The following is a 24679-nucleotide window of genomic DNA, read 5'->3' as shown; positions in this document are numbered from 1 at the left end:
CTTGGGCAAGTGCGCTGAAAGCCTGAGCGCCGAACGAAGACGCATTCTGCCCCGGCTGACCGGTGGGGGCACGGCGGCATGTCGCCGCGCCTCATGACGACTCGACACAGCGCCATTGCCACGCTATGAGCGTGCCATGATCACATGCTTCGCCTCTGCTGCTCTGCGACGCCGACGCTTTAGCGTCTGATCACCCATGTCCGCGCGGCTGCTAGCCGTGCGACATATCCACCCCCGCCTGAACCTGCATTGACTTGGCCCGTTGCCTTCGGCACGAATGGGCCTTCGCTTTTAAGGGTCTTTCCCATGATCACCACCGTTCTGCCCACCTATAACCGCGCGCCCCTGTCTTTTGTGAAGGGCGAAGGCTCTTGGCTCATTGAAGCAGACGGGCGCCGATTCCTCGATCTGGGGGCAGGCATTGCGGTGAATGCACTGGGCCATGCCAACCCTGAGCTGGTAGCGACCCTGACCGAGCAGGCGCAAAACCTGTGGCATGTGTCGAACCTCTACACCATCCCGCAGCAACAGGCGCTGGCCGATCTGCTGGTCGACCAGACCTTTGCCGACACGGTGTTTTTCACCAACTCGGGCACCGAGACGCTGGAACTGGCGGTCAAGATGGTGCGCAAATACTGGTACGACAAAGGCACGCCGCGCGCGACGATCCTGACCTTCGAGGGCGCTTTCCACGGCCGCTCGACCGCCGCGATTGCCGCTGCCGGGTCGGAAAAGATGGTCAAGGGCTTCGGCCCGCTGATGCCCGGCTTCAAGCAACTTCCCTGGGGCGACATGGAGGCCTTTGCCGCCGCCATGGATGACACCGTCGCCGCCGTTCTGGTCGAGCCGATTCAGGGCGAAGGTGGCATCCGCCCGCTGTCCGAGACCGAGCTTCGCATTCTGCGCGAGGCTTGCGACAAGACCGGCGCGCTGCTGGTATTCGACGAGGTGCAATGCGGCATGGGCCGGACCGGCAAGCTCTTCGCCCATGAATGGGCGGGCGTCACACCCGATGTGATGATGGTCGCCAAGGGCATCGGCGGCGGCTTCCCGCTGGGTGCCGTGCTCGCCACCGAAAGCGCTGCGGCGGGCATGGTCGCGGGCACGCACGGGTCCACCTATGGCGGCAACCCGCTGGCTTGCGCCGTGGGCCTCAAGGTCACGCAGATCGTCTCGGACCCGGCTTTTCTGGCCGAGGTCAACCGTAAGGCCGGCCTTCTGCGCCAAAAGCTCGAAGGCCTCGTCGCCGCCCACCCCGACAGCTTCGAGACCGTGCGCGGTGCCGGGCTGATCCTTGGGATCAAGTGCAAGGCCCCCGCCGGTGACCTCGCCGTCGCCGCGCGCGATGCCGGGGTGCTGGTGGTTCCGGCTGCCGATAACGTGCTGCGTATCCTGCCGCCGCTCAACATCCCCGATGAAGACATCGCCGAGGCCATGACCCGTCTCGATACCGCCGCAACCGCTTACGAGGCCAAGTAATTCATCTTGCCTCAAATACGCCGGGGGTGAATGGCCGGAACGGCCAGAGGGGCTGGCCCCCTCACCCCGGCCTCGGAAAGACGCTTAGCATGAACCATTTTCTCGACATCCACACCACCGCCGCGCCCGAATTGCGCGGCATGATTGACAGCGCCGCCGCCATGAAGGCCGCGCGCAAGGGCCGCTTCAAGGCCGAGCCCGACGATGACCAGCCCCTCAAGGGCCGCATGGTCGCGCTGATCTTCGAGAAACCCTCGACCCGGACGCGCGTCAGCTTTGACGTTGGCGTGCGCCAGATGGGCGGGCAGACGATGATCCTGTCGGGCAGCGAAATGCAGCTGGGCCACGGCGAGACCATCGCCGACACCGCCCGCGTTCTGTCACGTTATGTCGACCTGATCATGCTGCGCACCTTCGATGAATCGGTGATTCAGGAGATGGCCGAATACGCCGATGTCCCGGTGATCAACGGGTTGACTGACCGCACCCACCCTTGCCAGATCATGGCCGATGTCCTGACGTTCGAGGAACATCGCGGGCCGATTAAGGGCAAGAAGGTCGTCTGGGTCGGCGATGGTAACAATGTCTGCGCCAGCTTCCTGCATGCCGCCGGGCAATTCGGGTTCGATCTGACCTTCTCGGGCCCGCCGCCGCTGGACCCTGAAAACGAATGGGTCCGCTTCGCGCGTGACAAAGGCTCGGACGTGCAGATCATCCGCGATCCGATGGAAGCCGTGCAGGGCGCGGATCTGGTCGTCGCCGACACCTGGGTGTCGATGCATGACAGCCAGTCGACCAAGGAACGCCGCCACAACCAGCTGCGCCCCTATCAGGTGAACGAACGCCTGATGGCCGCCGCCAAGCCCGACGCGCTGTTCATGCACTGCCTGCCCGCGCACCGCGAAGACGAAGTGACCAGCGCCGTTATGGACGGCCCGCAATCGGTGATCTGGGACGAGGCCGAGAACCGCCTGCACGCCCAGAAAGCCATCCTGCGCTGGTGTCTGGGCGTCTGATACCCCTTGCGGTTTGTCGCCGGAAAGGGCCTCCTCGCGCCGCGCGCAACAGGAGGCCCACCGTGCTCAATCCGACCCCGTTTTTCATCCATTCCCTCACCGCCCTGTCGGCCATTCTGGCCAAGGCCGAGGACTGGCAGACCGCCAAGACCCTCAAGCCCGAGGTTATCCCCAATCTGCGCCTGACCGCGGATATGCTGCCCTTCTGGCGTCAGATCGCCATCGCCTGCGACCATGCCAAAGGCGCGGGTGCGCGGCTGGCCGGGGTCGATGTGCCAGTCTATGCCGACGCCGAATGCACCCTCACCGACCTGCGCGCGCGTGTCGCCATGACGCTTGAGTTCCTGCAATCGCTGCCCGCCGATGCGTTTGACGGGGCCGATGCGCTGACCATCACCGTTAAAGCCGGTCCGCGTGAGCTGAGCTTCCCGGCCGCGCAGTATCTGCACGGTTACGCGGTGCCCAACTTCTATTTCCACATGACCACCGCCTACGCGATCCTGCGCAGCAACGGGCTTGAGATCGGCAAACGCGATTTCCTCGGCGGCTGAGCTCATCAGACCGGTGGGGCGGTGGATTTGTGATCCGCCCCGCCTTTCGCCCACCCGGCGACAGGGGTAGGCTTGCGCAAACTTTTCTCAGCGCAGGCGTCCCATGACCAATCCCCTTCTTTCCGACTGGACAGGCCCGTTCGGCCTGCCGCCCTTCGACGCGATCCGCGATGAAGATTTCGCCCCCGCCTTTGAGGTCGCCCTGACCGAGGGCCGCGCCGCCATTGCCGCGATCGCCTCCAACCCCGAACCCGCGACATTCGCCAATACGATCGAGGCGCTCGAGCAGGCCGATGCCACGCTCGACAAGGTCGGCGGCGTGTTCTTCAATCTCTCCGGGTCGGATTCCAATCCGGCGCGCGAGGCCCTGCAGCGTGATCTGGCCCCCAAGCTTTCGGCCTATTCCAGCGAGATCACCTCGAACGCCGCGCTTTTCGCCCGCGTCGCCGCTCTGTGGGAGGCCCGCGATACGCTGGGCCTGAGCGCCGAGCAGGAGCGCGTTCTGATGCTCTATCACCGCATGTTTGTCCGCGCCGGTGCGGCGCTGGATGCGGACGGCTCCAAGCGCATGGCGGCGGTGAAATCGCGTCTGGCCAGTCTGGGCACGCAGTTCACCCAGAACCTGCTGGCCGACGAGCGTGACTGGTTCATGCCGCTCGACGATCTGTCCGGCCTGCCCGATTTCGCCATCAACACCGCCGCCGGGGCGGCCAAAGAGCGGGGCCTCGACGGCCATGTGGTGACGCTGAACCGCTCGTTGATCGTGCCCTTCCTGCAATACTCCACCCGCCGCGATCTGCGCGAAAAGGCGTATGAGGCCTGGGTGGCGCGCGGTGCCAACGGCGGTGAGACCGACAACCGCGGCATCGCCGCCGAGACGCTGGCCCTGCGCCATGAGCGCTCGACGCTGCTGGGCTACGACAATTTCGCCGCCTACAAGCTCGAGCCGGAAATGGCCGGCTCACCGGACAAGGTGCGCGACCTGTTGATGCGCGTTTGGGAACCCGCGCGCGCCAAGGCACTGGAAGACGCCGCCGCGATGGAGGCTCAGCTGCACGCCGACGGCTTCACCGGCCCGCTGGAACCCTGGGACTGGCGCTATTACTCGGAAAAGCGCCGCTTGGCCCTGCACGATTTCGACGAAGCCGCGCTCAAACCCTATCTGTCGCTCGACGCGATGATCGAGGCCGCCTTTGATGTGGCGCACCGCCTCTTCGGCCTGAGCTTCACGCCGCTTGACGTCCCGCTCTACCACCCCGACGCCCGCGCCTGGGATGTCACCCGCGATGGCCGCCACATGGCGGTGTTCATCGGCGACTATTTCGCGCGCGCGTCCAAACGCTCGGGCGCGTGGATGTCCACCTTCCGCGATCAGAGCAAGCTGGGCGGCGAAACGCGGCCCGTGGTGGTCAATATCTGCAACTTCGCAAAGGGCGACCCCGCTTTGTTGTCCTGGGACGACGCGCGTACCCTGTTCCATGAATTCGGCCACGCGCTGCACGGCATGTTGACCGACGTGGGTTACAAATTCATTTCCGGCACCTCGGTTGCGCGCGATTTTGTCGAACTGCCCAGCCAGCTGTTCGAACACTGGCTGGAAGTTCCCGAGGTGATCGAGACCCACGCAAAGCACTGGCAAACCGGCGAGCCGATGCCCGCCGAGCTGCGCGAAAAGCTCAAGGGGGCGGCGACCTGGGATCAAGGCTTTGCCACGGTGGAGTTTGTCGCCTCGGCGCTGGTGGATCTTGAGTTCCATGACGGCGCGCCGCCCGCCGATACGATGCAGAAACAGGCGCAGATTCTGGAATCCATCGGCCTGCCGCACGCCATCCGCATGCGCCACGCCACGCCGCATTTCGCGCATGTCTTCTCGGGCGACGGGTATTCCAGCGGCTATTACAGCTACATGTGGTCCGAAGTGATGGACGCCGACGCGTTTCAGGCTTTCGAGGAAGCGGGCAGTCCGTTTGACCCCGAAACCGCGAAAAAGCTGGAGGAATTTATCCTTTCGGCAGGCGGTTCCGACGATGCCGAAACGCTCTACCTCAAATTCCGCGGCGCGATGCCGGGGGTCGAGGCCTTGCTCAAGGGGCGCGGGCTGGTCGCAGCCTGACGGCTCGTCCACGTGGCCCTGTATTCGCGCATCAGGGCCACGCGGCGCGGGCGGAAACTCTCGCCGCCCGGCTCGACCCGTTCGATCCGGTTGACGTGGAACACGCGGAAATCCATCCGCAGCCGGCACATGGCCAGCAGCATGAACGTGCGCTCGCTGTAAGACAGCGACAGCGGCCAGACCTCGCGCTCGGTCAGCCGGTCCTGCATGTCGCGGTAGGTGATGCGCAGGCTGGTTTCGTCCCAGCATGCCTGTCTGAGCAGGCTCAGGTCCACAGTGACCGGCGGGCGCGGGTCCGGGGGATACCACGCGTGCAAAACCGGGTGCATCGCTTGCCGCCCCTGCCGGTCGGGCAGGGTCGCGACGATGCGCGCCACGGCGTTGCGCCCGGCTTCGACCAGCGCCGCGTCGCCCATCTGAGCCAGTCCGCCCATGGCCAGAACCAGCGCCTCGATCTCCAGCCGTGAGAAGCTTTGCGGCGGCAAGGCGGGGTCTTCGGTCAGCGTGTAGCCCAGCCCCGCTGCCCCGTCGATCAACGCACCCCCGGCCCTGAGCGTGGCAATGTCGCGGTAGAGCTGGCGCTCGGACACGTCGGTCTCGGCAGCCAGCCGGGCAGCGGTCACCGGCTGCGGCAAGCGGCGCAGCGCATCCATCAGACGCATCAATCGGTCGATTCTGGCCATGAGACTTCCTGCCGCAAACTGTCAGGAGGCGGACCCTATACCGACGACATCGAAAACCAAAGGACGAACCCATGACGACTCTGTTCCACGCTTATCACACCCGCTCGTCGGCGCTTGTCACGCTGGTCAACGAACTCGGGGCCGAGATCGAGATCCGCGACGTGAGCATCCCGCGGCTGAATGGCAAAGGCGGGCGTGACACGGCTAACCCGCATCCCGAAGGCAAGGTGCCCTATCTGACCGACGGCGACGAGAACGTGCACGAGCGCGGCGCGATCATGCTCTATCTGACCGACAAGTTCCCCAAAGCCGGAATGGGGCCGCTGGCGGGCGAGGCCGGGCGCGGGGCATATCTGTCGTGGCTGTCGTATTACCAAGGGGTGATGGAGCCGGTCATTCTGTTGAAAATGTCGGGCCTGTCGCATCCCTACTTCGACGCGGCATTGCGCGATTTCGATACAATGATGGCGCGGTTGACCGAGGTGCTCGAGCAAGGGCCGTGGCTGCTGGGCGAGCGTTATTCAGCGGCGGATATCCTGTGTTCGTCGCCTTTTGGCTGGCTGCCGTCGCTTCTTGAGGGCTATCCGACCATTCACGCGTGGGTGGAACGCTGCAACGCGCGGCCCGCTGCCGCGGCTACCATGGCGCGGGATGCCGAGCAGGCGGCACGCGCGGCCTGACCATTGGTCAAGCCTCGGAAACAACCACAACTCAGGCGTGCATCGCCTGAGTTTCAGCCGTTCTGTCTGCGCAACTGGCGAAATGCCTAAGGTGTTGATCTTTGATTTTGCTGCGTTATCCCTGTTGTTAGCGGAGGCTAACAATGCAGCGTCGAACGATCCACGTCTATGCCCACTACCTGCGGTCCTTTCGGCGCATCCTTACCACGGCCGAGGATTTCTGCGCCCAGACAGGGCGCGCGCCCGAAGAAATCATGAACGCCCGTCTGGCCCCGCACATGCAACCACTCTGCCTGCACGTGCAATTGGCCAGCGATTTTGCCACCGACAGTCTGGACGAACTCGTCGGCCGCCCGCCGCGCAAGCTGGCGCATAGCGAAACCGATTTTGCCGGGCTGGGGCAACGGCTGGACAAGGCCTGCGTCTACCTGACCAGCTTTCAGCCTGAGGAATTCGATTTCGTCGGCAACCAGCGCATTGCGGTGACGGTGCCCAGCGGGCCGATGACGGTCTCGGGTATTTCGTTCATGGAGCTGTTCGCCAAGCCACAGTTCTTTTTCCACATGACCATGGCCTATGCGATCCTGCGGCAGATTGGTGTCCCGCTGGCCGAAACCGATTTCATGCAGCCCTGAGCTTCAGCCGCGCGCGATCCGGCCAGACCCCGGACCGACCGGATCAAGGTGAATGATCACCTCGGCCCCCGGCACCGTCTCTTCCAGTTTGTGCTCCAGCGCGTCGGCGACGGCATGGGCGTCGTTCAGCGATTGTCGGCCGTCCAGTTCGACATGCATCGAGATAAACGTCTTGGACCCGGCCATGCGCGTTTTCAGATCGTGGTGTCCGGTCAGCCCCGGCCAGTCGGCGGCGATGGCGTTGATCTGGTCCAGCACCTCAGGCGCGGCGGCGTGGTCCATCAGCGCATCCCATGCCCCGCGTCCGATCGACAACCCGCTGCGCGCCAGCCAGAGCGCCGCCATCAGCGCGATCACCGAATCGACGCGCGGCAGTTCCCACCAAGATGAGGCCGCCAGCGCGATCAACACGCCCGAGGTGGGCAAAAGGTCGCCCAGATAGTGCAGCGAATCGGCCGCCACGACGCGGTTGCCAGTAGCCTTGGCGACATACCGCTGCCACAGCACCAACGCGCCGGTCATCACCACGGCAACAATCATCACCACGATCCCGGCGGTTTCGGACTTTACCGGCGCGGCATCCACCGCCCAAAGCCGTGACGCCGCTACCGAGCCAATCACCGCCGCTGACAAGAGCACCAGCGCCGATTGCACAAGTGCCACCAGATCTTCGGCAGAGGAGTGGCCAAAGGCGTGATCCTCATCGGGCGGACGGGCCGCATAGGAAATCGCCGCCAGCGCACCGACGGACATCATCACGTCCAGCGCGTTATCCGCCAGCGAGGCCGCCACCGACAGCGCGCCGGTTTCGATCAGCGCCCAAAGCTTGAGCGCGACCAGCGTCACGGCCACCACGACCGAGGCAATCCCGGCGGAGACGTTCAGCGCATGATTTCGATTGCTCATCTCTCGGCCCTCTCGAGTCGCTGTTGGCCGTTTGGGGGCGATATAGACCTGCCGATAGGTCGGGGCAACACGGGTGGGGGGTTGCTCAGTCCCTTGTGTCCCCGCATGCTCAGCATAGGACAAAATGGACGATCCCATGCCCGAAATCACCACGCTTTTGACCTATCTCGCCGTGTTGACCGGTTTTGTGTTTTTTCCCGGCCCGTCGATCCTGCTGACACTGGCGCGGGCCTCGACCTCGGGCACCCGCGTCGGGGTGGCGACCAGTCTGGGAATCGCGTTGGGGGACGTGGTGCACACGGTTTTGGCCGTGGTGGGGATCTCGGCGGTGCTGATGGCCTCGGCGCAGGCCTTCTGGGTGATCAAGATGCTGGGCGCGGGCTATCTGATCTGGATCGGGCTGCGCAGCTTTCTGGAAAAGCCCGACACCGGCCTGACCCGCGCCCGCCCGATCACCGCGCGCCAGGCCCTGCGGCAGGCGATGCTGGCCGAGGCGCTGAACCCTAAATCCGCGCTGTTCTTTCTGGCCTTCCTGCCGCAGTTCGTCGACCCCGCACGCGGCACCGTTGCGCTGCAACTCACGGTGCTGGGCCTGCTGTTCATCATCATGGGCACGCTGGCGACGATGATCGTCGCGCTGGCGGCGGGGCGGGTGTCGGCGTTCCTGCGCGGCAACCCGGCGATTCAGCGCTGGCAGGGCAAGGTCGTCGGCACCGTCTATTGCGCGCTGGGTCTGCGGCTGGCGCTGCAAGAGCGGTGATAGGCCCCGTCATGTTACAATTCGTAAGGATTGCGAAAAACTGCGGCAATGTTCCGCCGCCACCACTCTAGGCAACGCGCGGGGGGAACCGGGAGGAGACGGGCCCCCTCGCGCCATGGGAGGAGACAGACGGTGACCACAACCGCAACGCAACGTGCCCCTGAGGGCGCGCTGGCCTCGGTGCCGGCGCTTTTGGCGCGCAATGCCGTCCAATACGCCAATTCGACGGCCTACCGCGAAAAAGAGTTCGGCATCTGGCAGTCCTGGACCTGGAAGCAGGTCGCGGCCGAGGTCGAGGCGATGGCGCTGGGCTTTCTGGCGCTGGGCATGCAGCGCGGTGATTACGTCGCGATCATCGGGCGCAACCGCCCGGCGCTTTATTGGTCGATGGTCGCGGCGCAGCGGGTCGGGGCGATTCCGGTCGCGCTCTATCAGGACGCGGTGGCCGAAGAGATGGCCTATGTGCTCGAACACTGCGGCGCGCGCTTTGCGATCTGTGGCGATCAGGAGCAGGTCGACAAGGTGATCGAGGTGCAGGAAACGGTGCCGGGCATCGAACAGATCCTGTATCTGGATAAGCGCGGCATGCGCAAATACGACCACGCCAAGATGAACTGGCTGATGGACGCGCAGACCGAAGGTCGCGCCGCGCGCAGCCGGCTGGAAGCCGAGCTGACCAAGCGCACCGCCGAGCTGACCTACGACAGCACCTGCATCATGCTGTATACCTCGGGGACCACCGGCAAGCCCAAGGGCGTCGTGCTGTCGAACCGCAACATCATCGAATCCGCCAAGGCTTCGGCCGCGTTCGACAGCCTGACCTTCCGCGACGAGATCGTCGCCTATCTGCCGATGGCCTGGGTCGGGGATTACATCTTTTCCGTGGGCCAAGCCTATTGGGTCGGGTTCTGCGTCAACTGCCCCGAAAGTGCGACGACCCTGATGTCGGACCTGCGCGAGATCGGGCCGACCTATTTCTTCTCACCGCCGCGGATCTTCGAGACGATGCTCACCACGGTGATGATCCGCATGGAAGACGCCAGCAAGACCAAGAAGGGTCTGTTCGACCGCTACATGGCGCTGGCGCGGCGGGTTGGCGGGGCGATTCTGGACGGCAAGCCGGTCAGTGCTACGGACCGGATGAACTATCGTCTGGGCGAGGTGCTGGTCTACGGCCCGCTCAAGAACACGCTGGGCCTGACGAATATCCGTGTCGCTTACACGGCAGGTGAGGCGATCGGGCCTGAGATCTTCGATTTCTACCGCTCGCTGGGCATCAACCTGAAGCAGCTCTACGGCCAGACCGAAGCCTCGGTGTTCATCACCCAGCAGCCGGACGGCGAGGTCCGCTCGGATACCGTGGGCGTGCCCAGCCCCGGGGTTGAAGTCAAGATTGCCGACAGTGGCGAGGTGTTCTACCGCTCGCCCGGCACGTTCGTCGAGTATTACAAGAACCCCGAATCGACCGCCTCGACCAAGGATGCCGAGGGTTGGGTCGCCACCGGCGACGCTGGGTTCTTTGAGGAAGGCACCGGGCATCTGCGCATCATCGACCGGGCCAAGGACGTGGGCAAGATGGCCGATGGCCGCCTGTTCGCGCCCAAATATGTTGAGAACAAGCTCAAGTTCTTCCCCAACATCCTTGAGGCGGTGGTCTTCGGTAATGGCCGCGACCGCTGCGTCGCCTTCGTCAACATCGACCTTGCCGCCGTCGGCAACTGGGCCGAGCGCAACAACATCGGCTATTCCAGCTATCAGGAACTCGCCGGGCACCCGCAGGTGCTGGACACGATCCAGAGCCACATCGAGGAAGTCAACGCCTCGGTCGCGCAAGATCCGATGCTGTCGGGCTGCCAGATCCACCGCTTTCTGGTGCTGCACAAGGAACTCGATGCCGATGACGGCGAGATGACCCGCACCCGCAAGGTCCGCCGCGCCATCGTCGCCGACAAATTCGCCGACCTGATCGACGGGCTCTATGCCGGGGCCGACACCCTCTCGACCGAAACGGCGGTCAGCTACGAGGACGGGCGCAAGGGCGTGCTGAAAGCAACGCTGTCGCTGCGCGACGCCAAGGTGTTCGATACCGCCGAAGCGCAGCGGATGGCGGCGGAATAAGGGGCAGGGACATGCTGGACACGCAACAAGACGGCTATCTCACCGCCGATGGTCGCCAGATCGGCCCCGTGGTGCTGGAGCTGAAGAACATCACCCTGCGCTTTGGCGGGGTTGAGGCGATCAAGGACATCTCGTTTGACATCCGCACCGGCGAGGTCCGGGCGATCATCGGGCCGAACGGCGCGGGCAAGTCGTCGATGATGAACGTCATCTCGGGGTTCTATAACCCGCAAGAGGGCGACGTGATCTACAAGGGCTACAAGCGCGCCAAAATGGCCCCCTATCAGGTGGCCCGCACCGGCATCGCGCGGACCTTCCAGAACATCGCGTTGTTCGAGGGGATGTCGGTGCTCGACAACATCATGACCGGGCGCATGAACCTGATGAAAACCGGGTTCCTGAAGCAGGCGCTGTGGTGGGGCCCGGCGGCGCGTGAGGAAGACGAGCACCGCGCGGCGGTCGAGCGGATCATCGACTTTCTGGAAATCCAGCACATCCGCAAGACCCCGGTCTCGCGCCTGCCTTACGGGCTGAAAAAGCGCGTGGAACTGGCCCGCGCGCTGGCTGCCGAGCCGCAGATCCTGCTGCTGGACGAGCCGATGGCGGGCATGAACGTCGAGGAGAAAGAGGACATGAGCCGCTTCATCCTTGATGTGAACGACGAATTTGGCACCACGATCGTGCTGATCGAGCATGACATGGGCGTGGTCATGGACCTCAGCGACCGCGTGGTGGTGATGGATTACGGCAAGAAGATCGGCGACGGCACACCCGACGAGGTGCGGGGCAACCAAGCCGTCATCGACGCTTATCTGGGGGTGACGCATGACTGACGCTGTGAATTTCGGGGGCAACGGCCATGTCTGATACCGTCCTTTTCGCGATGGAAGCCGCGCTCAACGGCTTGACCGTCGGCATCATGTATTCGCTGGTGGCGCTGGGCTTTGTGCTGATCTTCAAGGCCTCGGGCATCTTCAACTTTGCCCAGGGCGTCATGGCGCTGTTCGCGGCGCTGACGCTGGTCGGCTTTCAGAACGGGCAGGTGCCCTTCGCGCCGCTGATCAACGCAATCTTCGGCACCTCGGTGCATGATTTCGGCTTCAACATGCCCAGCCTGCTGGCGATCCCGGCAACGGTGGTGGTGATGGTCGGCATGGCCTGGCTGATCGAACGGCTGGTGCTCAAGCATCTGGTCAATCAGGAACCGATCATCCTGTTCATGGCCACCATCGGTCTGGCGTTCTTCCTTGAAGGTCTGGGCGACATCATGTGGGGGGCCGAGGTCAAGCGGCTGGACGTCGGCATCCCGCAGGGCATGTCGGGTGCAGTGGATGACTTCACCTATAACTGGCTCGGCTATGGCTTCTATCTGGACACGCTGAACCTGTGGGCGCTGGTGATCGCCGGGATCATGGTGACCGCGCTGGTGATCTTCTCGCAATATACCAAACAGGGCCGCGCGCTGCGCGCTGTGGCCGATGACCACCAGGCCGCGCTGTCGGTCGGCATCTCGCTGCGCTTCATCTGGGTGCTGACCTGGTCGATTGCCGGGATCGTGGCGCTGGTCGCCGGGATCATGTGGGGCTCGAAATCGGGTGTGCAGTTCTCGCTGTCGCTGATCGCGCTCAAGGCGCTGCCGGTGCTCATTCTGGGCGGGTTCACCTCGATCCCCGGGGCCATCGTCGGCGGGTTGCTGATCGGTGTCGGCGAAAAGCTGTTCGACTTCTTCATGCAGCCGGTCATCGGCGGCGCGACCGAAAACTGGTTCGCCTATATGCTCGCCCTCGTGTTCCTGCTGTTTCGTCCGCAGGGCCTGTTCGGCGAAAAGATCATCGAGAGGGTCTGACACATGCTTTACCGTGAAGCGGGCGATTTCAAGACGTCCTACGCCAGCGACAACCAGACCTTTCCCATCCGGTTTGACCGCGTTGCCTATTGGGTCGTGATGGCCTTCGCCTTTCTGGTGCTGCCCATGATCATGGGCGATTACTGGGCGAATTCGGTCGTCGTGCCCTTCCTGATCTACGTGATCGCGGCGCTGGGCCTGAACATCCTGATCGGCTATACCGGCCTTCTGTCGCTGGGAACGGCGGCTTTCATGGCGGTCGGGGCCTATGCCACCTTCAAGCTGACCACCTCGTTTCCGGGCATGCCTATTTATATCGTGTTCCTGCTCTCGGGACTGATCACCTCGGCGGTCGGTGTGCTGTTCGGCCTGCCGTCGCTCAAGATCAAGGGCTTCTATCTGGCCGTTGCCACGCTGGCCGCGCAGTTCTTCCTGATCTGGCTGTTCACGCGGGTTGGCTGGTTCTTCAACTACTCGACCACCGGGCAGATCTCGATGCCGGAACGCTCGATGTTCGGCGTGCTGATCACCGGGGCCTCGGCCAGTTCGACGGCGGTCTATTTCACCTGCCTGATCTTCGTGGTCGGCATGGCATGGCTGGCGCGCAATCTGACGCGCGGCACGGTGGGGCGCAGCTGGATGGCGATCCGTGACATGGATATCGCCGCCGAGATCATCGGGGTGAACCCGCTGATCGCCAAGCTGAGCGCCTTTGCGGTGTCGTCGTTCTTCGTCGGCGTGGCGGGTGCCCTGACCTTCGCCGTGTATCTGGGCGCGGCCGAGGCGGGTGAGGCCTTTGGCATCAACAAAAGCTTTCTGGTGCTGTTCATGGTGATCATCGGTGGGCTAGGCTCGATCCTGGGGTCGTTCCTGGGCGCGGCCTTTCTGGTGGTGTTGCCGGTGATCCTGAAACTGCTCTTGGTCGATACGCTGGGCTGGCCCGCCGATCTGGCGCGACACCTTGAGGTCATGATCATCGGCGCGCTGATCATCATCGTTCTGATCGCCGAGCCGCACGGCATTGCCGCCTTGTGGCGCACGATCAAAGACAAACTACGCCTATGGCCCTTCCCGCATTGAGGAGTGCGGGACGGACCCAAGACCTAAACAATCATCGACTGGGAGGAGAACCAATGAAGATGACCAAACTTGCCGCGGTCCTTGCGGCGACCCTGGTGGCAGCGCCTGCTGTCGCGCAGGATCTGCACTTCCCGATGCTCAACTATCGCACCGGGCCTTTCGCACCGGGCGGCATTCCCTTCGCCGATGGCTATCAGGACTATCTGACCCTGATCAACCAGCGCGATGGTGGTATCGGCGGCCTGCCGATCCGTACCTCGGAATGCGAAACCGCCTATAACACCGAGCGTGGCGTCGAATGCTACGAATCGATCCGCGGTGACAACCCGCTGATCCTGCAGCCGCTCTCGACCGGGATCACCTATCAGCTGATCCCCCGCGTGACCGCAGATGGCATCCCGCTGCACACGATGGGTTATGGCCGCACCTCGGCGCTGGAAGGTGAGACCTTCCCCTGGGTGTTCAACTATCCCGCCAACTACTGGGACGGTGCCTCGGTCGCGATCAACTACCTGCTGGAGCAGAATGAAGACTCGCTCGAAGGCAAGAAGATCGTCCTGATCTACCACAACTCGGCTTACGGTCGTGAACCGATCCCGACGCTGGAAAACCTGTCCGAGCGGTATGGCTTTGAACTGGTCGAAGTCCCCGTTGACTCGCCCGGTCAAGAGCAGTCCAGCCAGTGGCTGCAAATCCGCCGCGAACGCCCGGATTACGTGATCATGTGGGGCTGGGGCGTGATGAACGCTGTCGCCATTCAGGAAGCCGCCAACATCCGCTTCCCGATGGACCACTTCATCGGCATCTGGTGGTCGGGCTCTGAGAACGACGTTGTGCCGGTTGGCGCTGGCGCCGATGGCTATACCGCGCTGACCTTCCATGGCGTGGGCCGTGACTACCCGGTCTATGAAGACATCCAGACCTATGTCGTGGATCGCGGCATGGCTGCCGGTAACGGCGACCAGATCGGCTCGGCTGTCTATTCGCGCGGTCTCTACGCGGCGATGCTGGCGGTGGAAGCGGCACGCACAGCACAAGAGCTGGCCGGTCACGCCCAGATCACCGCTGCGGAAATGCGCACCGGTATGGAGCACCTGTCGATCACCGAAGAGCGCCTGACCGAGCTGGGCCTGCCGAACTTCTCGGCCCCGTTCGACGTGAGCTGTCAGAACCACGGTGGTTCTGGCGCAGCGATGATGCAGCAATGGGATGCGGACACGCAGACCTGGAGCCTGATCACCGACTGGATCCAGTCCGACCGCGAGCTGATCGGTGAACTGGCGACCGCTGACGCTGCTGCTTATGCGGCAGAGAACAGCATCACGCCGGGCTGCCTGTAAGCCAAGACCGGCGGGCGCGCTTATGCGCGCCCGCCACTCCTGACCCATGCCCTTTTGACGGAACGCACCCCATGTTCGATCACAGCACCGAGTCCGAGACGCTTCTCGAGGTCAACAATATCGAGGTGATCTACAACCACGTGATTCTGGTCCTCAAGGGCGTCAGCCTGAACGTTCCCAAGGGCGCGATCACTGCGCTGCTGGGCGGCAACGGGGCGGGCAAGTCGACAACGCTGAAATCCATTTCCGGCCTGCTGAAATCCGAACGCGGCGAGATCACCAAGGGCTCGGTCCTGTACCGCGGCCAAAGCCTCGCCGGGCGCGATCCGTCCGAGCTGGTGCAGTCCGGCGTCATTCAGGTGATGGAAGGCCGTCACTGTTTCGAACACCTGACCGTCGAGGAAAACCTGCTCACCGGCAGCTACACCCGCAAAGAGGGGCGTGGCGCCATCGCGGCGGACCTTGAGATGGTCTACGAATATTTCCCGCGCCTGAAGACCCGGCGAAAAAGTCAGGCAGGCTATACCTCGGGCGGCGAGCAGCAGATGGTTGCCATCGGCCGCGCGATGATGGCCCGTCCCGAAACGATCCTGCTGGATGAGCCGTCCATGGGACTGGCCCCGCAGTTGGTCGAGCAGATCTTCGAGATCGTCAAACGCCTGAACGAAGAGCAGGGCGTGACCTTCCTGCTGGCCGAGCAGAACACCAACGTCGCCCTGCGCTATGCCCACACCGGCTATATCCTTGAGAACGGGCGCGTCGTGATGGACGGCACCGCCAAGGCCCTGCGCGAAAACCCGGACGTGGCCGAGTTCTATCTGGGCATGTCCGACAAGGGCCGCAAAAGTTTCCGCGACGTGCGCAGCTATCGCCGCCGCAAGCGTTGGCTGGCATGAGCCGAGCCCTTCGCCCCTCTATCCTCCGCCGTTCCGGCAACAGGGAGCGGGTAGCCCCGCGAAACACATGACCAAGACCTTCGATCCGCTCGAAACCCGCTCAGCCGACCAGCGCGCTGCCGATCTGGCCCGCGATCTGCCGGCGCTGATTGCCCGCGCGCAGACCACCGCAGGCATGGGCCAGACGCTGGCCGAGGTCGATGCCAGCGCGATCACCACGATCGAGTCACTCGCCTCCCTGCCGGTCCTGCGCAAATCCGCGCTGGTCGCGGCGCAAGCCAGCGCCGCGCCGTTCGGCGGCTTTGCCGCGCTCAAGACCGCGGAGTTCGACCACATCTTCCAGTCCCCCGGCCCGATCTATGAGCCAGGCCGCGCCACCGCCGACTGGTGGCGTCTGGGCCGCTTCCTGACCGCCTCGGGCATCGGGCGCGGCGATATCGTGCAGAACTGTTTCTCCTACCATCTGGTGCCCGCAGGCATGATGTTTGAAAACGGCGCGCGCGCCGTCGGCGCAGCCGTGCTGCCCGCAGGCACCGGCCAGACCGAACTACAGGTCCGCGCCGCCCGCGACATCGGCACCACGGCCTATGCCGGCACGCCCGACTTTCTGAAGATCATTCAGGATAAAGCCGACGAGATGGGCGAGCGCCTGTCGATCACCAAGGCCGTGGTCGGCGGCGGTGCGCTGTTCCCCAGCCTGCGTCAGTACTACGCCGACCGGGGCATTACCTGCCGCCAGTGCTATGCCACCGCCGATCTGGGCAACATCGCCTATGAAACCGACGCGATGGAAGGCATGATCATTGACGATGGTGTCGTGGTCGAGATCGTCCGTCCCGGCACCGGCGATCCCGTGCCGCATGGTGAGGTGGGTGAGGTTGTCGTGACCACGCTCAACGCCGATTACCCGCTGGTGCGCTTTGCCACCGGCGATCTGAGCGCCATCATGCCCGGTCTCAGCCCCTGCGGGCGCACCAATCTGCGCATCAAGGGCTGGATGGGCCGCGCCGATCAGACGACCAAGATCAAGGGGATGTTCGTGCGCCCCGAGCAGGTGGCCGATTTCGTCAGCCACCACGACGAGGTCGCCCGTGCCCGCGTCATCGCCACGCGTGAGGGCGAAAAGGACGTGATGACGGTGCGGATTGAAACCAGAGCGTCCAATCCCGCGTTGTATGAGACGACATTGATGAATACGCTGAAATTGCGGGGCAAGGTTGAGCTCGTACCGCCCGGGACTTTGCCCAATGACGGCAAGGTGATCGAGGATCTGCGGTCCTACGAGTAACCTGAAAGCCTCCGCTCTTAAGGGAGGTTTTTTGATGAAAACCCGTTTTTCCACCGCTGTCGCGGTTCTGTGGACCCTGACCCTGCCCGCGCAGGCGACGACAGGGGCCGTTTTGATTGTGGCCAACGAAGACTACCAGTCGATCCGCGATGCACGCGGGGCTGCGGGCATCGTGCAGGCCGAACGCAATTTCAACGCGGCGGGCTTTACCGTCGACATTGCCACGGACCTCTCCGCCAATGCCCTGCGCGCGGCGCTCTCGAACCTGTCGCAGCAGCTGCGCTCGGGCGAAGATGAGCGCGTGGTGATCGCCTATGCGGGCTATACCGTCAGCTCGCCGCAAGGCGTCTGGCTGATGGGCACCGAATCGCGCGCCCCGGACTTTGCCACGATCGAAGGCTTCGGCGTGCGGCTGGAAACCTTGCTGGCGCTGGCCGGGCAGTTGCAGGGCGGCGCCGTCGTCGCGCTGGCGGATTACGGCTTTCCCGAAAGCTCGCGCGACGGGTTCCGCGGCGGGCTGCCGCCGGGCATCACCGTGCCGCAGGGCGTGACGCTGGTGCGGGGCCCTGCGCGTGAGATCAATGGCTTCCTGCGCGATCTCAGCGCGCCGGGCACCAACATCGGCACCGCCGTTGCGGACTATTCCAACCTGACGATCGAGGGCTTCAACCCGCCCCATCTCAGCTTTCTGCCCGCCGATCACGCGGCTGCGCCTCCTGTCGACCGTTCGGGTGCGGACCGCACCGCCTGGGCGCTCGCCGCCGATGCCAACACGGTCGAGGGCTACGACGCCTATCTCGCTGATTGGCCGAACGGGCTCTATGCGCAGCAGGCGGCGAGCGCCCGTCAGAACCTGCTGAACACGCCCGAGCGGATCGAGCAGGCACTGGGTCTGACGCGCGACGAGCGCCGGGCGATCCAGCGGGATCTGACGATCCTGAACTTCGACCCGCGCGGTATTGACGGCATCTTTGGCCGGGGCACCCGCGCGGCGGTTTCGGCGTGGCAGGGGGCGAACCGCTTTCAACAGACCAGCTTCCTGACCCGCGACCAGATCTTTGAACTGGCGCAGCAAGGCGCGCGCCGCGCCGCTCAGCTCGAGGAAGAAGCCCGCGCCCGCGCTGCCGAGCAGGAGCGGCAGGACCGCGCCTACTGGCGCGATACCGGGTCGGGCACGGACGAGGTGGGCATGCGCGCCTATCTGGAACGGTTCCCGGACGGCGTCTTCGCCAACATCGCGCAGGAGCGGCTGGACCGGATCGAGGCTGACCGCCGCGCAGCCGCGCAGGCCCGCGACCGCGCGGCCTGGGATCAGGCGGCGCAGGCGGATACGCGCGACAGCTATCAGCGCTATCTGAACGACTTCCCGCGCGGAGCGTTCGCCGAACAGGCGCGCGGCCGCATCGAGGAGCTGCGCCGCCCGAACCGGCCTGACGCCGATCTGGCCGCCGCCGAGGCCGAGGAAGCGGCGATGAGCCTGCCGCAGTTTACGCGGGTGATCATCGAGCAACGTCTGTCGCGGCTGGGGCTGGAACCGGGGCCGGAGGATGGCAACTTTGACCGCGAAACCCGCCGCGCCATCCGCCGCTACCAGCGCCGCGCGGACCTGCCGGTGACGGGGTTTCTGACCCAACCGATTGTGGCCCGGCTGCTGGCCGACGGGGTGCTGGATATCTTGCGGTGAGGGCGTGTCCCACGATGGGACGTTTGAGCTGATTGAGTGATTCCAAAGGGTTGGCGGGGAGCGTTAACCTTTTGGGAAGGGGTCTGCGGGGGTGGGGTGAAACCCCACCCTACGGGGCGCGCTCCGTCAGCAGACGCCGTCCTGCGCTTTATAGGCTGTCAGGTTCTTGTCGCTCTCATGGGCAAAACGGGTGGCGCTGACCGTCATGCTTTGCATCCGGTCGAGGCGGAAATTGCGAAAGTCCTCACGCTGTTCGCACCATGCCGCCAGCAGCCAGACCGGGCTGCAGAAGATCAGGGCAAGGGGCCGCAGCGTGCGCGACGTCTGCTGACCGGCCTCGTCGGTATAGCGAATGTCGATCTTGCGCTGTGCCCTGATACTCTCGCGCAGATCCGAAAAGCTGATCGTCCACGGCAGCGCAGGCTGATCGGGGATTGAATAGGTGGTGATCTGTTCCAGCTCTCCCTGAAGGATCGCCGGGAGCACCGCCTGGATCTTGGCAAAGGCGCTCTCGGCCTTGTCGGCAAGGCGCTGGTCGGTCCAGTGGCGCACCATGCTGATGCCCAGGCCGAGGGCTTCAAGCTCATCGGCATCGAAGGTTACGGGCGGCAGGTAATACTGTTTGTCGATCAGATAGCCGACCCCGGCTTCGCCAGTGATCGGCGCGCCCGAGCCGACCAGATCCTGAATGTCGCGGTACACCGTGCGGGTGCATATCTCGAATTCGTCGGCGATCTGCCGGGCGGTGACAGCCCGGCGGCGTCCGCGCAGGAAATGGACGATCTTGATCAGTCTGTCTGCGCGCCGCATCTACCGCTCTCCTTGCTCTGGGTCCGTTTGGGATACCCGCAGTCTGCTGACACCATGCTGTCAGGAGTGGTTCCCTAGGGCTGATGCTGCGCTGTCCGGCCGGGCGGCGACATCAGAATAAGGAGAGACTAGCGATGAAACGAACTGCCGTTAATCCATGGCCGTGGTCGCTGCGCGTCGGCTACCATCAGGGCGAGATCCTTGAGGGCGTCACGCGGCAGCTGATCTGTGCGGGGCAGACCTCGGTCGATGCAGAGGGCGTGCCGCAGCATCCGTCGGACATGCGCCAGCAAGTCGCGCTGGCGCTGGATAATCTTGAGGCCGTGCTGAGGGCTGCGGGGATGGGGTTGGGCGATGTTACCCGTCTGGCGATCTATGCCACCGACGTCGACGCGGCGATGAGTCATTTTGACATTCTGGGCGCCCGATTCGGGCCGACTGGGAACGCACCACCCATGACGTTGCTGGGGGTGTCGCGGCTGGCGATGCCGGGACTGATGGTCGAGATCGAGGCCACCGCTGCCGATTGAGCGCGCGTAGGGTGGGGTTTAACCCCACCTTACCAGACGCCACGCAGCCACTGCGCCCAAAGAAAAAGGCCGTACAGCGATGCTGCACGGCCTTTGACTGTCCCTCGGTATACCGAGTGGCGGTCGGGTTAGCCCTGACGCGCCTTGAATTTCTTCTGGGTCTTGTTGATCACGTACACGCGGCCTTTGCGGCGCACGACCTGGCAATCACGGTGGCGCTGCTTGAGCGAGCGCAGCGAATTTCTGACCTTCATCGGCCTTCTCCTCTTCGCGGCGCCGGGCGCCTTGAAACTGTTACGTCCCTTTCGGGGCGTGGTGATCACACCTGCCTCCGGCATGGAGGCGATGGTGGGCACGACAAGGTTCGAACTTGTGACCCCTACGATGTCAACGTAGTGCTCTACCGCTGAGCTACGCGCCCTGACTGTGGTCCCTCAAAACTGCGAGACCGCGTCAATGGAGCGGTCTATAAAAGGACTCGCAGGCATGTTCAAGGGCTTTCCGCAGCACATTTTTCACCTCTATAGTCGCTGGCAAGGAGCCAAGCATTGCCGATCCCGTTCACACTGATCCAGCCCGATACGATCACCTCGCCTGTGGTCTTTGCCTCGCCCCATTCCGGGCGCGATTATCCGCCTGATTTTCTGGTGATGGCGCGGGTAGAGACGCAGGTGCTGCGCTCGTCTGAGGATGCGTTTGTGGATGTTTTATTGCAGGACGCGCCCCGATTCGGCGCGCCTGTGTTAACCACGGATGTGCCGCGCGCCTATGTCGATTTCAACCGGGCTGCGGATGAACTGGACCCGGCGCTGATCGACGGCGCGCCGCGGGCCGGGCTGAACCCGCGGATTGCCTCGGGGCTGGGGGTGCTGGCGCGAGTCGTGGCGAACGGGCGGGAAATTTACCGCGGCAAGCTGCCGATGGCCGAGGCCGAGCGGCGAATCCGCCGCTACTGGACGCCGTATCACGGTGCGTTGGCGCAGGTGTTGCAGCAACAGCATGACCGATTCGGGCGGGTGCTGCTGTGCGACATGCATTCCATGCCCCATGAGGCGCTGACCGGGCATGTGTTGCGCGGGGGCGTGCGGCCTGATGTGGTGCTGGGCGACCGCTGGGGCTCGTCCGCCGGGCGCGAGGTTGTCGCGGCGGTCGAGGAGATTTTGCGTGGTGCCGGGTTTGTGGTGGCGCGCAACGCGCCCTTCGCCGGGGCCTATATCGCGCAGCGTTATGGCCAGCCGTCGCAAGGCATCCATGCTTTGCAGATCGAGATCGACAGGGCGCTCTATCTGGATGAGGCGCGGGTCGAGCCCTTGCCGGGGTTCGAAGATTTCCGCGCGGTGATGCGCGGGGTGATCGAGAAGCTGGCCGCGCTGGATCTGGGGCAGGGTGGGGCGTCGCTGGATCTTGCCGCTGAGTAACCGCCTATTCTTTGGGTTTTGAGACAAGTGTTTCGCCCTAAATCGCAAACCCAGAGCCGTGATGTGGCGCTAGACTGGGCACAGACCCACTGAATCTGCACATTTTTCACGCGGTTTATGTCGCGAGAGGGCAAAGCAGGTGGAGACACGTTTCAACCGTCCGGCGGCCACTCAGAATGGTCGCAGACAGTCCTCAAAGGGAGCCCCCACCGTGACTCGATCCATCCTGCTCGCCAGCCTGTTCGGCGCGATGCTTGCCGTGCCTGCCGTTGCCCAGACTTCTGTGCCCTTCACGCTGGACTGGCGGTTCGAGGGTCCGGCGGCTCCGTATTTCCTGGCCGTTGATAACGGTCACTTTGCCGCCGAAGGCATGGAGGTCGAAATCTCGCCCGGTCAGGGCTCGCTTGATGCGATTCCGAAAGTGGCGACGGGTGCCTATCCGATCGGCTTTTCGGACATGGCCAGCCTGATCAAGTTTCTGGACCAGAACCCCGACGCACCCGTCACCGGCGTGATGATGATGTATGACGTCCCGGCCTTTGCCATCGTCGGCCGCCGCAGTCTTGGCGTTGAGACGCCCGCCGATCTGGAAGGCCGCACGCTGGGCGCTCCGCCGCCCGATGGTGCCTGGGCGCAATTCCCGGTCTTTGCCGAAGCGCAGGGTCTGGACGTGAGCACGATCACCATCGAGCCCGTCGGCTTCCCGACGCGTGAGCCGATGCTGGCCGCTGGCGAAGTCGATGCCGTGACCGGCTTCTCGTTCACCTCGTCGCTGTCGACCATGCGACTGGGCGTGCCCGAGGATGACATCGTGGTCATGCTGATGGCTGACTATGGTGTCGAGCTTTATGGCAACGTGATCATCGTCAACACCGACTGGGCCGAAGCCAACCCTGAACTGGTCACCGGCTTCCTGCGCGCTGTGGCGATGGGTGTGCGTGACGCTGCTGCCGATCCGGCGGCAGGCGTGGCGGCGATTGCCGCGCGCAACCCGGCGCTGGACAGCGATCTGGAAGTGGCGCGTCTGAACATGGCGCTGCGTGACAACATCCTGACCCCCTGGGTCATGGAGCACGGCATCGGCAACATTGACGCCGAGCGTTTCGCCACCTCGCTGGAACAGATCGCGATGAGCTACACGTTCACCAACCCGGTCGATGCGTCGCGCTATTTCACCGATGCCTATCTGCCGACGGATGGCAGCCTGATGATGCAGTGACCGCCGGGTCGCACTGAAAAAGGAAAGCCCGGCCCGCAGTGGCCGGGCTTTTTCTGACAAAAAGAAGAGGGACACGCGTGTGGGGAATCTGATCGACATCAAGGGCGTGACGCACGCCTACAAGACCAAATCGGGGCCGTTCCCGGTGCTCAGGGATCTGAATATTTCCATCCCCGAGGGCAGCTTTTGCGCCGTTGTCGGCCCCTCGGGCTGTGGCAAGTCCACGCTGACCCGGCTGATCGCCGGGCTGATGTTCCCCGATCAGGGCGAGGTCTGGCTGCATGGCGAGCTGGTGAAAAGCCCGCGCAAGACGGTGGGCATGGCGTTTCAGAACCCGGTGCTGCTGGAATGGCGCACCATCCTGCACAATGTGATGCTGCCGCTGGAGATCGTCGCGCCGACCATGCCGCGCGCGCAAAAAGAGGCCCGCGCCCGCGAGTTGCTGGCGTTGGTGGGTCTGGAGGGGTTCGAGAACAAGCGCCCCTCTGAGCTGTCGGGCGGCATGCGGCAACGCGCCAGCCTGTGCCGGGCGCTGGTCCACAAGCCCGACATCATCATTCTGGACGAACCCTTCGGCGCGCTGGATGCCTTCACCCGCGAAGACCTGTGGCAGACCATGCACCAGTTGCGCGAAAAGGAACCCTTCACCGCGCTGCTGATCACCCATGATCTGCGCGAGAGCGTCTATCTGGGCGATCAGGTGGTGGTGCTGTCGGGTCGCCCGGCCACCACGCAATACGTGATGCAGGTTGATATCCCCGGCCCCCGGCCCTTGGAAATGCTCTACCGACCCGATTCGATCCAGCGGCTCGCGACCCTGCGCCGTGAGATCCAAATCGCCCAAGGCCGCGAGGTGGCATGATGGACTGGAAAAAAGTCGCCGTTCCGCTGGCTGCCGTGATCGTGCTGCTTCTGTTGTGGGAGCTGCTGGTCTGGGCAATGGGCTGGCCGGATTACAAGATGGCCTCGCCCAGCGACCTGTGGCCTGCTTTTCTGCGCTATCAGAACCTGTTCTGGCTGTATGGCTGGCAGACCCTGTGGCGCACGGTGGTCGGTCTGGCGCTGGCCGTGGTGTTCGGCACGTTCCTGGGCATGATCATGGGCCTGAGCAAGCTGATGAACGACGCGCTTTATCCGCTGCTGGTGGGGTTCAACGCGATCCCCAAGGCGACGGTGGTGCCGGTCATCGCGCTGATGTTCGTCGGCCAGCATGACTTCAACACCATCCTGATGGCGTTCATGATCTCGTTCTTCCCGATCGCGGTGTCGGTGTCGATTGGGTTGAGCACGCTGGAGCCGGAATACCGCGACATCCTGCGGTCGCTGGGTGCGTCGCGCTTTACGGTGTTCTGGAAAATCGCCTTGCCGAAAACGCTGCCCGAGTTCTTCGGCGCGCTTAAGGTCGCGGCAACGCTGGCGTTTATCGGCACCAACCTTGTCGAGATCATCACGCCCCACGGGCGCGGGCTGGGCCACCTGTTCCAGAGCGCGCAGACCAACAGTGACTTCCCGCTGATGTTCGCCGTGCTGCTGGCGCTCGCGTTTCTGGGGATCGTTCTCTATTACGCGGTCGTCGCGCTGGAGCGGATCTTTGCGGGCTGGGCGGTGCGGACCGCGCAGTAAATAC

At 64.0% G+C, this 24679-nt stretch carries 24 protein-coding genes and 1 tRNA gene; 20 read left to right on the top strand and 5 right to left on the bottom strand.

All coding sequences use genetic code 11. The features are described from left to right. Positions 1-306: 306 nt before the first annotated feature. The 4 genes from EAE28_RS18120 to EAE28_RS18105 all read left to right on the top strand — a co-directional run bounded on the left by EAE28_RS18120 (position 307) and on the right by EAE28_RS18105 (position 5159). Positions 307-1479 (top strand): aspartate aminotransferase family protein, encoded by a 1173-nt coding sequence (locus tag EAE28_RS18120; protein ID WP_127108910.1) that lies wholly within the window; start codon positions 307-309, stop codon positions 1477-1479. Positions 1480-1568: 89 nt separating this feature from the next. Further along, positions 1569-2495, top strand: coding sequence for an ornithine carbamoyltransferase (argF, locus tag EAE28_RS18115; protein ID WP_127108908.1), 927 nt, complete (start codon positions 1569-1571; stop codon positions 2493-2495). Positions 2496-2557: 62 nt separating this feature from the next. Then, positions 2558-3046: a DUF1993 domain-containing protein gene (locus tag EAE28_RS18110; protein ID WP_127108906.1), complete on the top strand. Its 489-nt coding sequence runs from the start codon at positions 2558-2560 to the stop codon at positions 3044-3046. A gap of 103 nt (positions 3047-3149) precedes the next feature. Continuing rightward, entirely contained in the window at positions 3150-5159 is a 2010-nt protein-coding gene (locus EAE28_RS18105) for a M3 family metallopeptidase (protein ID WP_127108904.1), read from the top strand. Here EAE28_RS18105 and EAE28_RS18100 read toward each other — a convergent pair. Then, positions 5087-5842, bottom strand: a complete 756-nt coding sequence (locus EAE28_RS18100; protein WP_127108902.1) for a helix-turn-helix transcriptional regulator — start codon at positions 5840-5842, stop codon at positions 5087-5089. The two genes, EAE28_RS18105 and EAE28_RS18100, sit on opposite strands and share 73 nt — an antisense overlap. Positions 5843-5913: 71 nt before the next feature. Between EAE28_RS18100 and EAE28_RS18095 the strand changes: the two genes are divergently transcribed. Beyond that, positions 5914-6522 carry a glutathione S-transferase family protein gene (locus EAE28_RS18095; protein ID WP_127108900.1) on the top strand — a complete coding sequence of 203 codons (609 nt, stop codon included), beginning with the start codon at positions 5914-5916 and terminating at the stop codon, positions 6520-6522. A 143-nt stretch (positions 6523-6665) separates the two neighbouring features. Beyond that, the gene (locus EAE28_RS18090; RefSeq protein WP_127108898.1) at positions 6666-7157 is read left to right on the top strand and encodes a DUF1993 family protein; all 492 of its coding nucleotides are present in this window, start codon (positions 6666-6668) and stop codon (positions 7155-7157) included. 3 nt (positions 7158-7160) lie between these two features. Here the strand turns inward: EAE28_RS18090 and EAE28_RS18085 are convergent, their stop codons facing one another. Then, positions 7161-8063 carry a cation diffusion facilitator family transporter gene (locus EAE28_RS18085; RefSeq protein ID WP_127108896.1) on the bottom strand — a complete coding sequence of 301 codons (903 nt, stop codon included), beginning with the start codon at positions 8061-8063 and terminating at the stop codon, positions 7161-7163. A gap of 124 nt (positions 8064-8187) precedes the next feature. On the opposite strand from EAE28_RS18085, the gene EAE28_RS18080 reads away from it, so the two are divergent. The 9 genes from EAE28_RS18080 to EAE28_RS18040 all read left to right on the top strand — a co-directional run bounded on the left by EAE28_RS18080 (position 8188) and on the right by EAE28_RS18040 (position 19075). Continuing rightward, positions 8188-8823, top strand: coding sequence for a LysE family translocator (locus EAE28_RS18080; protein WP_246022442.1), 636 nt, complete (start codon positions 8188-8190; stop codon positions 8821-8823). 132 nt (positions 8824-8955) lie between these two features. Beyond that, the gene (locus EAE28_RS18075; RefSeq protein ID WP_246022440.1) at positions 8956-10941 is read left to right on the top strand and encodes an AMP-binding protein; all 1986 of its coding nucleotides are present in this window, start codon (positions 8956-8958) and stop codon (positions 10939-10941) included. 11 nt (positions 10942-10952) lie between these two features. Beyond that, positions 10953-11774: an ABC transporter ATP-binding protein gene (locus EAE28_RS18070; RefSeq protein ID WP_127108890.1), complete on the top strand. Its 822-nt coding sequence runs from the start codon at positions 10953-10955 to the stop codon at positions 11772-11774. A gap of 26 nt (positions 11775-11800) precedes the next feature. Beyond that, on the top strand, positions 11801-12787 hold the full coding sequence (locus EAE28_RS18065) for a branched-chain amino acid ABC transporter permease (protein ID WP_127108888.1): 987 nt from the start codon (positions 11801-11803) through the stop codon (positions 12785-12787). Positions 12788-12790: 3 nt separating this feature from the next. Beyond that, on the top strand, positions 12791-13867 hold the full coding sequence (locus tag EAE28_RS18060) for a branched-chain amino acid ABC transporter permease (RefSeq protein WP_127108886.1): 1077 nt from the start codon (positions 12791-12793) through the stop codon (positions 13865-13867). A gap of 53 nt (positions 13868-13920) precedes the next feature. Beyond that, complete coding sequence (locus EAE28_RS18055; RefSeq protein WP_127108884.1) at positions 13921-15207, top strand: ABC transporter substrate-binding protein; 1287 nt, start codon at positions 13921-13923, stop codon at positions 15205-15207. Between the two features lie 71 nt (positions 15208-15278). Next, positions 15279-16103 carry an ABC transporter ATP-binding protein gene (locus EAE28_RS18050; protein WP_127108882.1) on the top strand — a complete coding sequence of 275 codons (825 nt, stop codon included), beginning with the start codon at positions 15279-15281 and terminating at the stop codon, positions 16101-16103. Between the two features lie 67 nt (positions 16104-16170). Next, a complete protein-coding gene (locus tag EAE28_RS18045; RefSeq protein WP_127108880.1) occupies positions 16171-17391 on the top strand; it encodes a phenylacetate--CoA ligase family protein in 1221 nt (406 codons plus the stop codon). 34 nt (positions 17392-17425) lie between these two features. Next, a complete protein-coding gene (locus EAE28_RS18040; protein WP_127108878.1) occupies positions 17426-19075 on the top strand; it encodes a peptidoglycan-binding protein in 1650 nt (549 codons plus the stop codon). A 126-nt stretch (positions 19076-19201) separates the two neighbouring features. On the opposite strand, the gene EAE28_RS18035 is transcribed toward EAE28_RS18040, so the two are convergent. Continuing rightward, positions 19202-19885, bottom strand: a complete 684-nt coding sequence (locus tag EAE28_RS18035; RefSeq protein ID WP_127108876.1) for a helix-turn-helix transcriptional regulator — start codon at positions 19883-19885, stop codon at positions 19202-19204. A 134-nt stretch (positions 19886-20019) separates the two neighbouring features. Between EAE28_RS18035 and EAE28_RS18030 the strand changes: the two genes are divergently transcribed. After that, the gene (locus tag EAE28_RS18030; protein ID WP_127108874.1) at positions 20020-20415 is read left to right on the top strand and encodes a RidA family protein; all 396 of its coding nucleotides are present in this window, start codon (positions 20020-20022) and stop codon (positions 20413-20415) included. Positions 20416-20543: 128 nt separating this feature from the next. Here the strand turns inward: EAE28_RS18030 and ykgO are convergent, their stop codons facing one another. Together ykgO and EAE28_RS18020 are read right to left on the bottom strand one after the other, a co-directional pair. After that, a complete protein-coding gene (gene ykgO, locus EAE28_RS18025; RefSeq protein WP_127109111.1) occupies positions 20544-20669 on the bottom strand; it encodes a type B 50S ribosomal protein L36 in 126 nt (41 codons plus the stop codon). A gap of 92 nt (positions 20670-20761) precedes the next feature. After that, positions 20762-20836 (bottom strand) — tRNA-Val (locus EAE28_RS18020). A 127-nt stretch (positions 20837-20963) separates the two neighbouring features. On the opposite strand from EAE28_RS18020, the gene EAE28_RS18015 reads away from it, so the two are divergent. The 4 genes from EAE28_RS18015 to EAE28_RS18000 all read left to right on the top strand — a co-directional run bounded on the left by EAE28_RS18015 (position 20964) and on the right by EAE28_RS18000 (position 24675). Further along, positions 20964-21833: an N-formylglutamate amidohydrolase gene (locus EAE28_RS18015; protein ID WP_127108872.1), complete on the top strand. Its 870-nt coding sequence runs from the start codon at positions 20964-20966 to the stop codon at positions 21831-21833. 250 nt (positions 21834-22083) lie between these two features. Then, complete coding sequence (locus tag EAE28_RS18010) at positions 22084-23052, top strand: ABC transporter substrate-binding protein (protein ID WP_127109109.1); 969 nt, start codon at positions 22084-22086, stop codon at positions 23050-23052. A gap of 79 nt (positions 23053-23131) precedes the next feature. Continuing rightward, positions 23132-23914, top strand: coding sequence for an ABC transporter ATP-binding protein (locus EAE28_RS18005; RefSeq protein WP_127108869.1), 783 nt, complete (start codon positions 23132-23134; stop codon positions 23912-23914). After that, complete coding sequence (locus tag EAE28_RS18000; RefSeq protein ID WP_425466779.1) at positions 23911-24675, top strand: ABC transporter permease; 765 nt, start codon at positions 23911-23913, stop codon at positions 24673-24675. The genes EAE28_RS18005 and EAE28_RS18000 overlap by 4 nt, the downstream gene beginning before the upstream one ends. Positions 24676-24679 lie beyond the last annotated feature (4 nt).

The organism is Pararhodobacter zhoushanensis, assembly GCF_003990445.1.
GTDB classification, from domain to species: Bacteria; Pseudomonadota; Alphaproteobacteria; order Rhodobacterales; family Rhodobacteraceae; genus Pararhodobacter; species Pararhodobacter zhoushanensis.
This window is presented reverse-complemented; position numbering and strand designations above follow the sequence as displayed.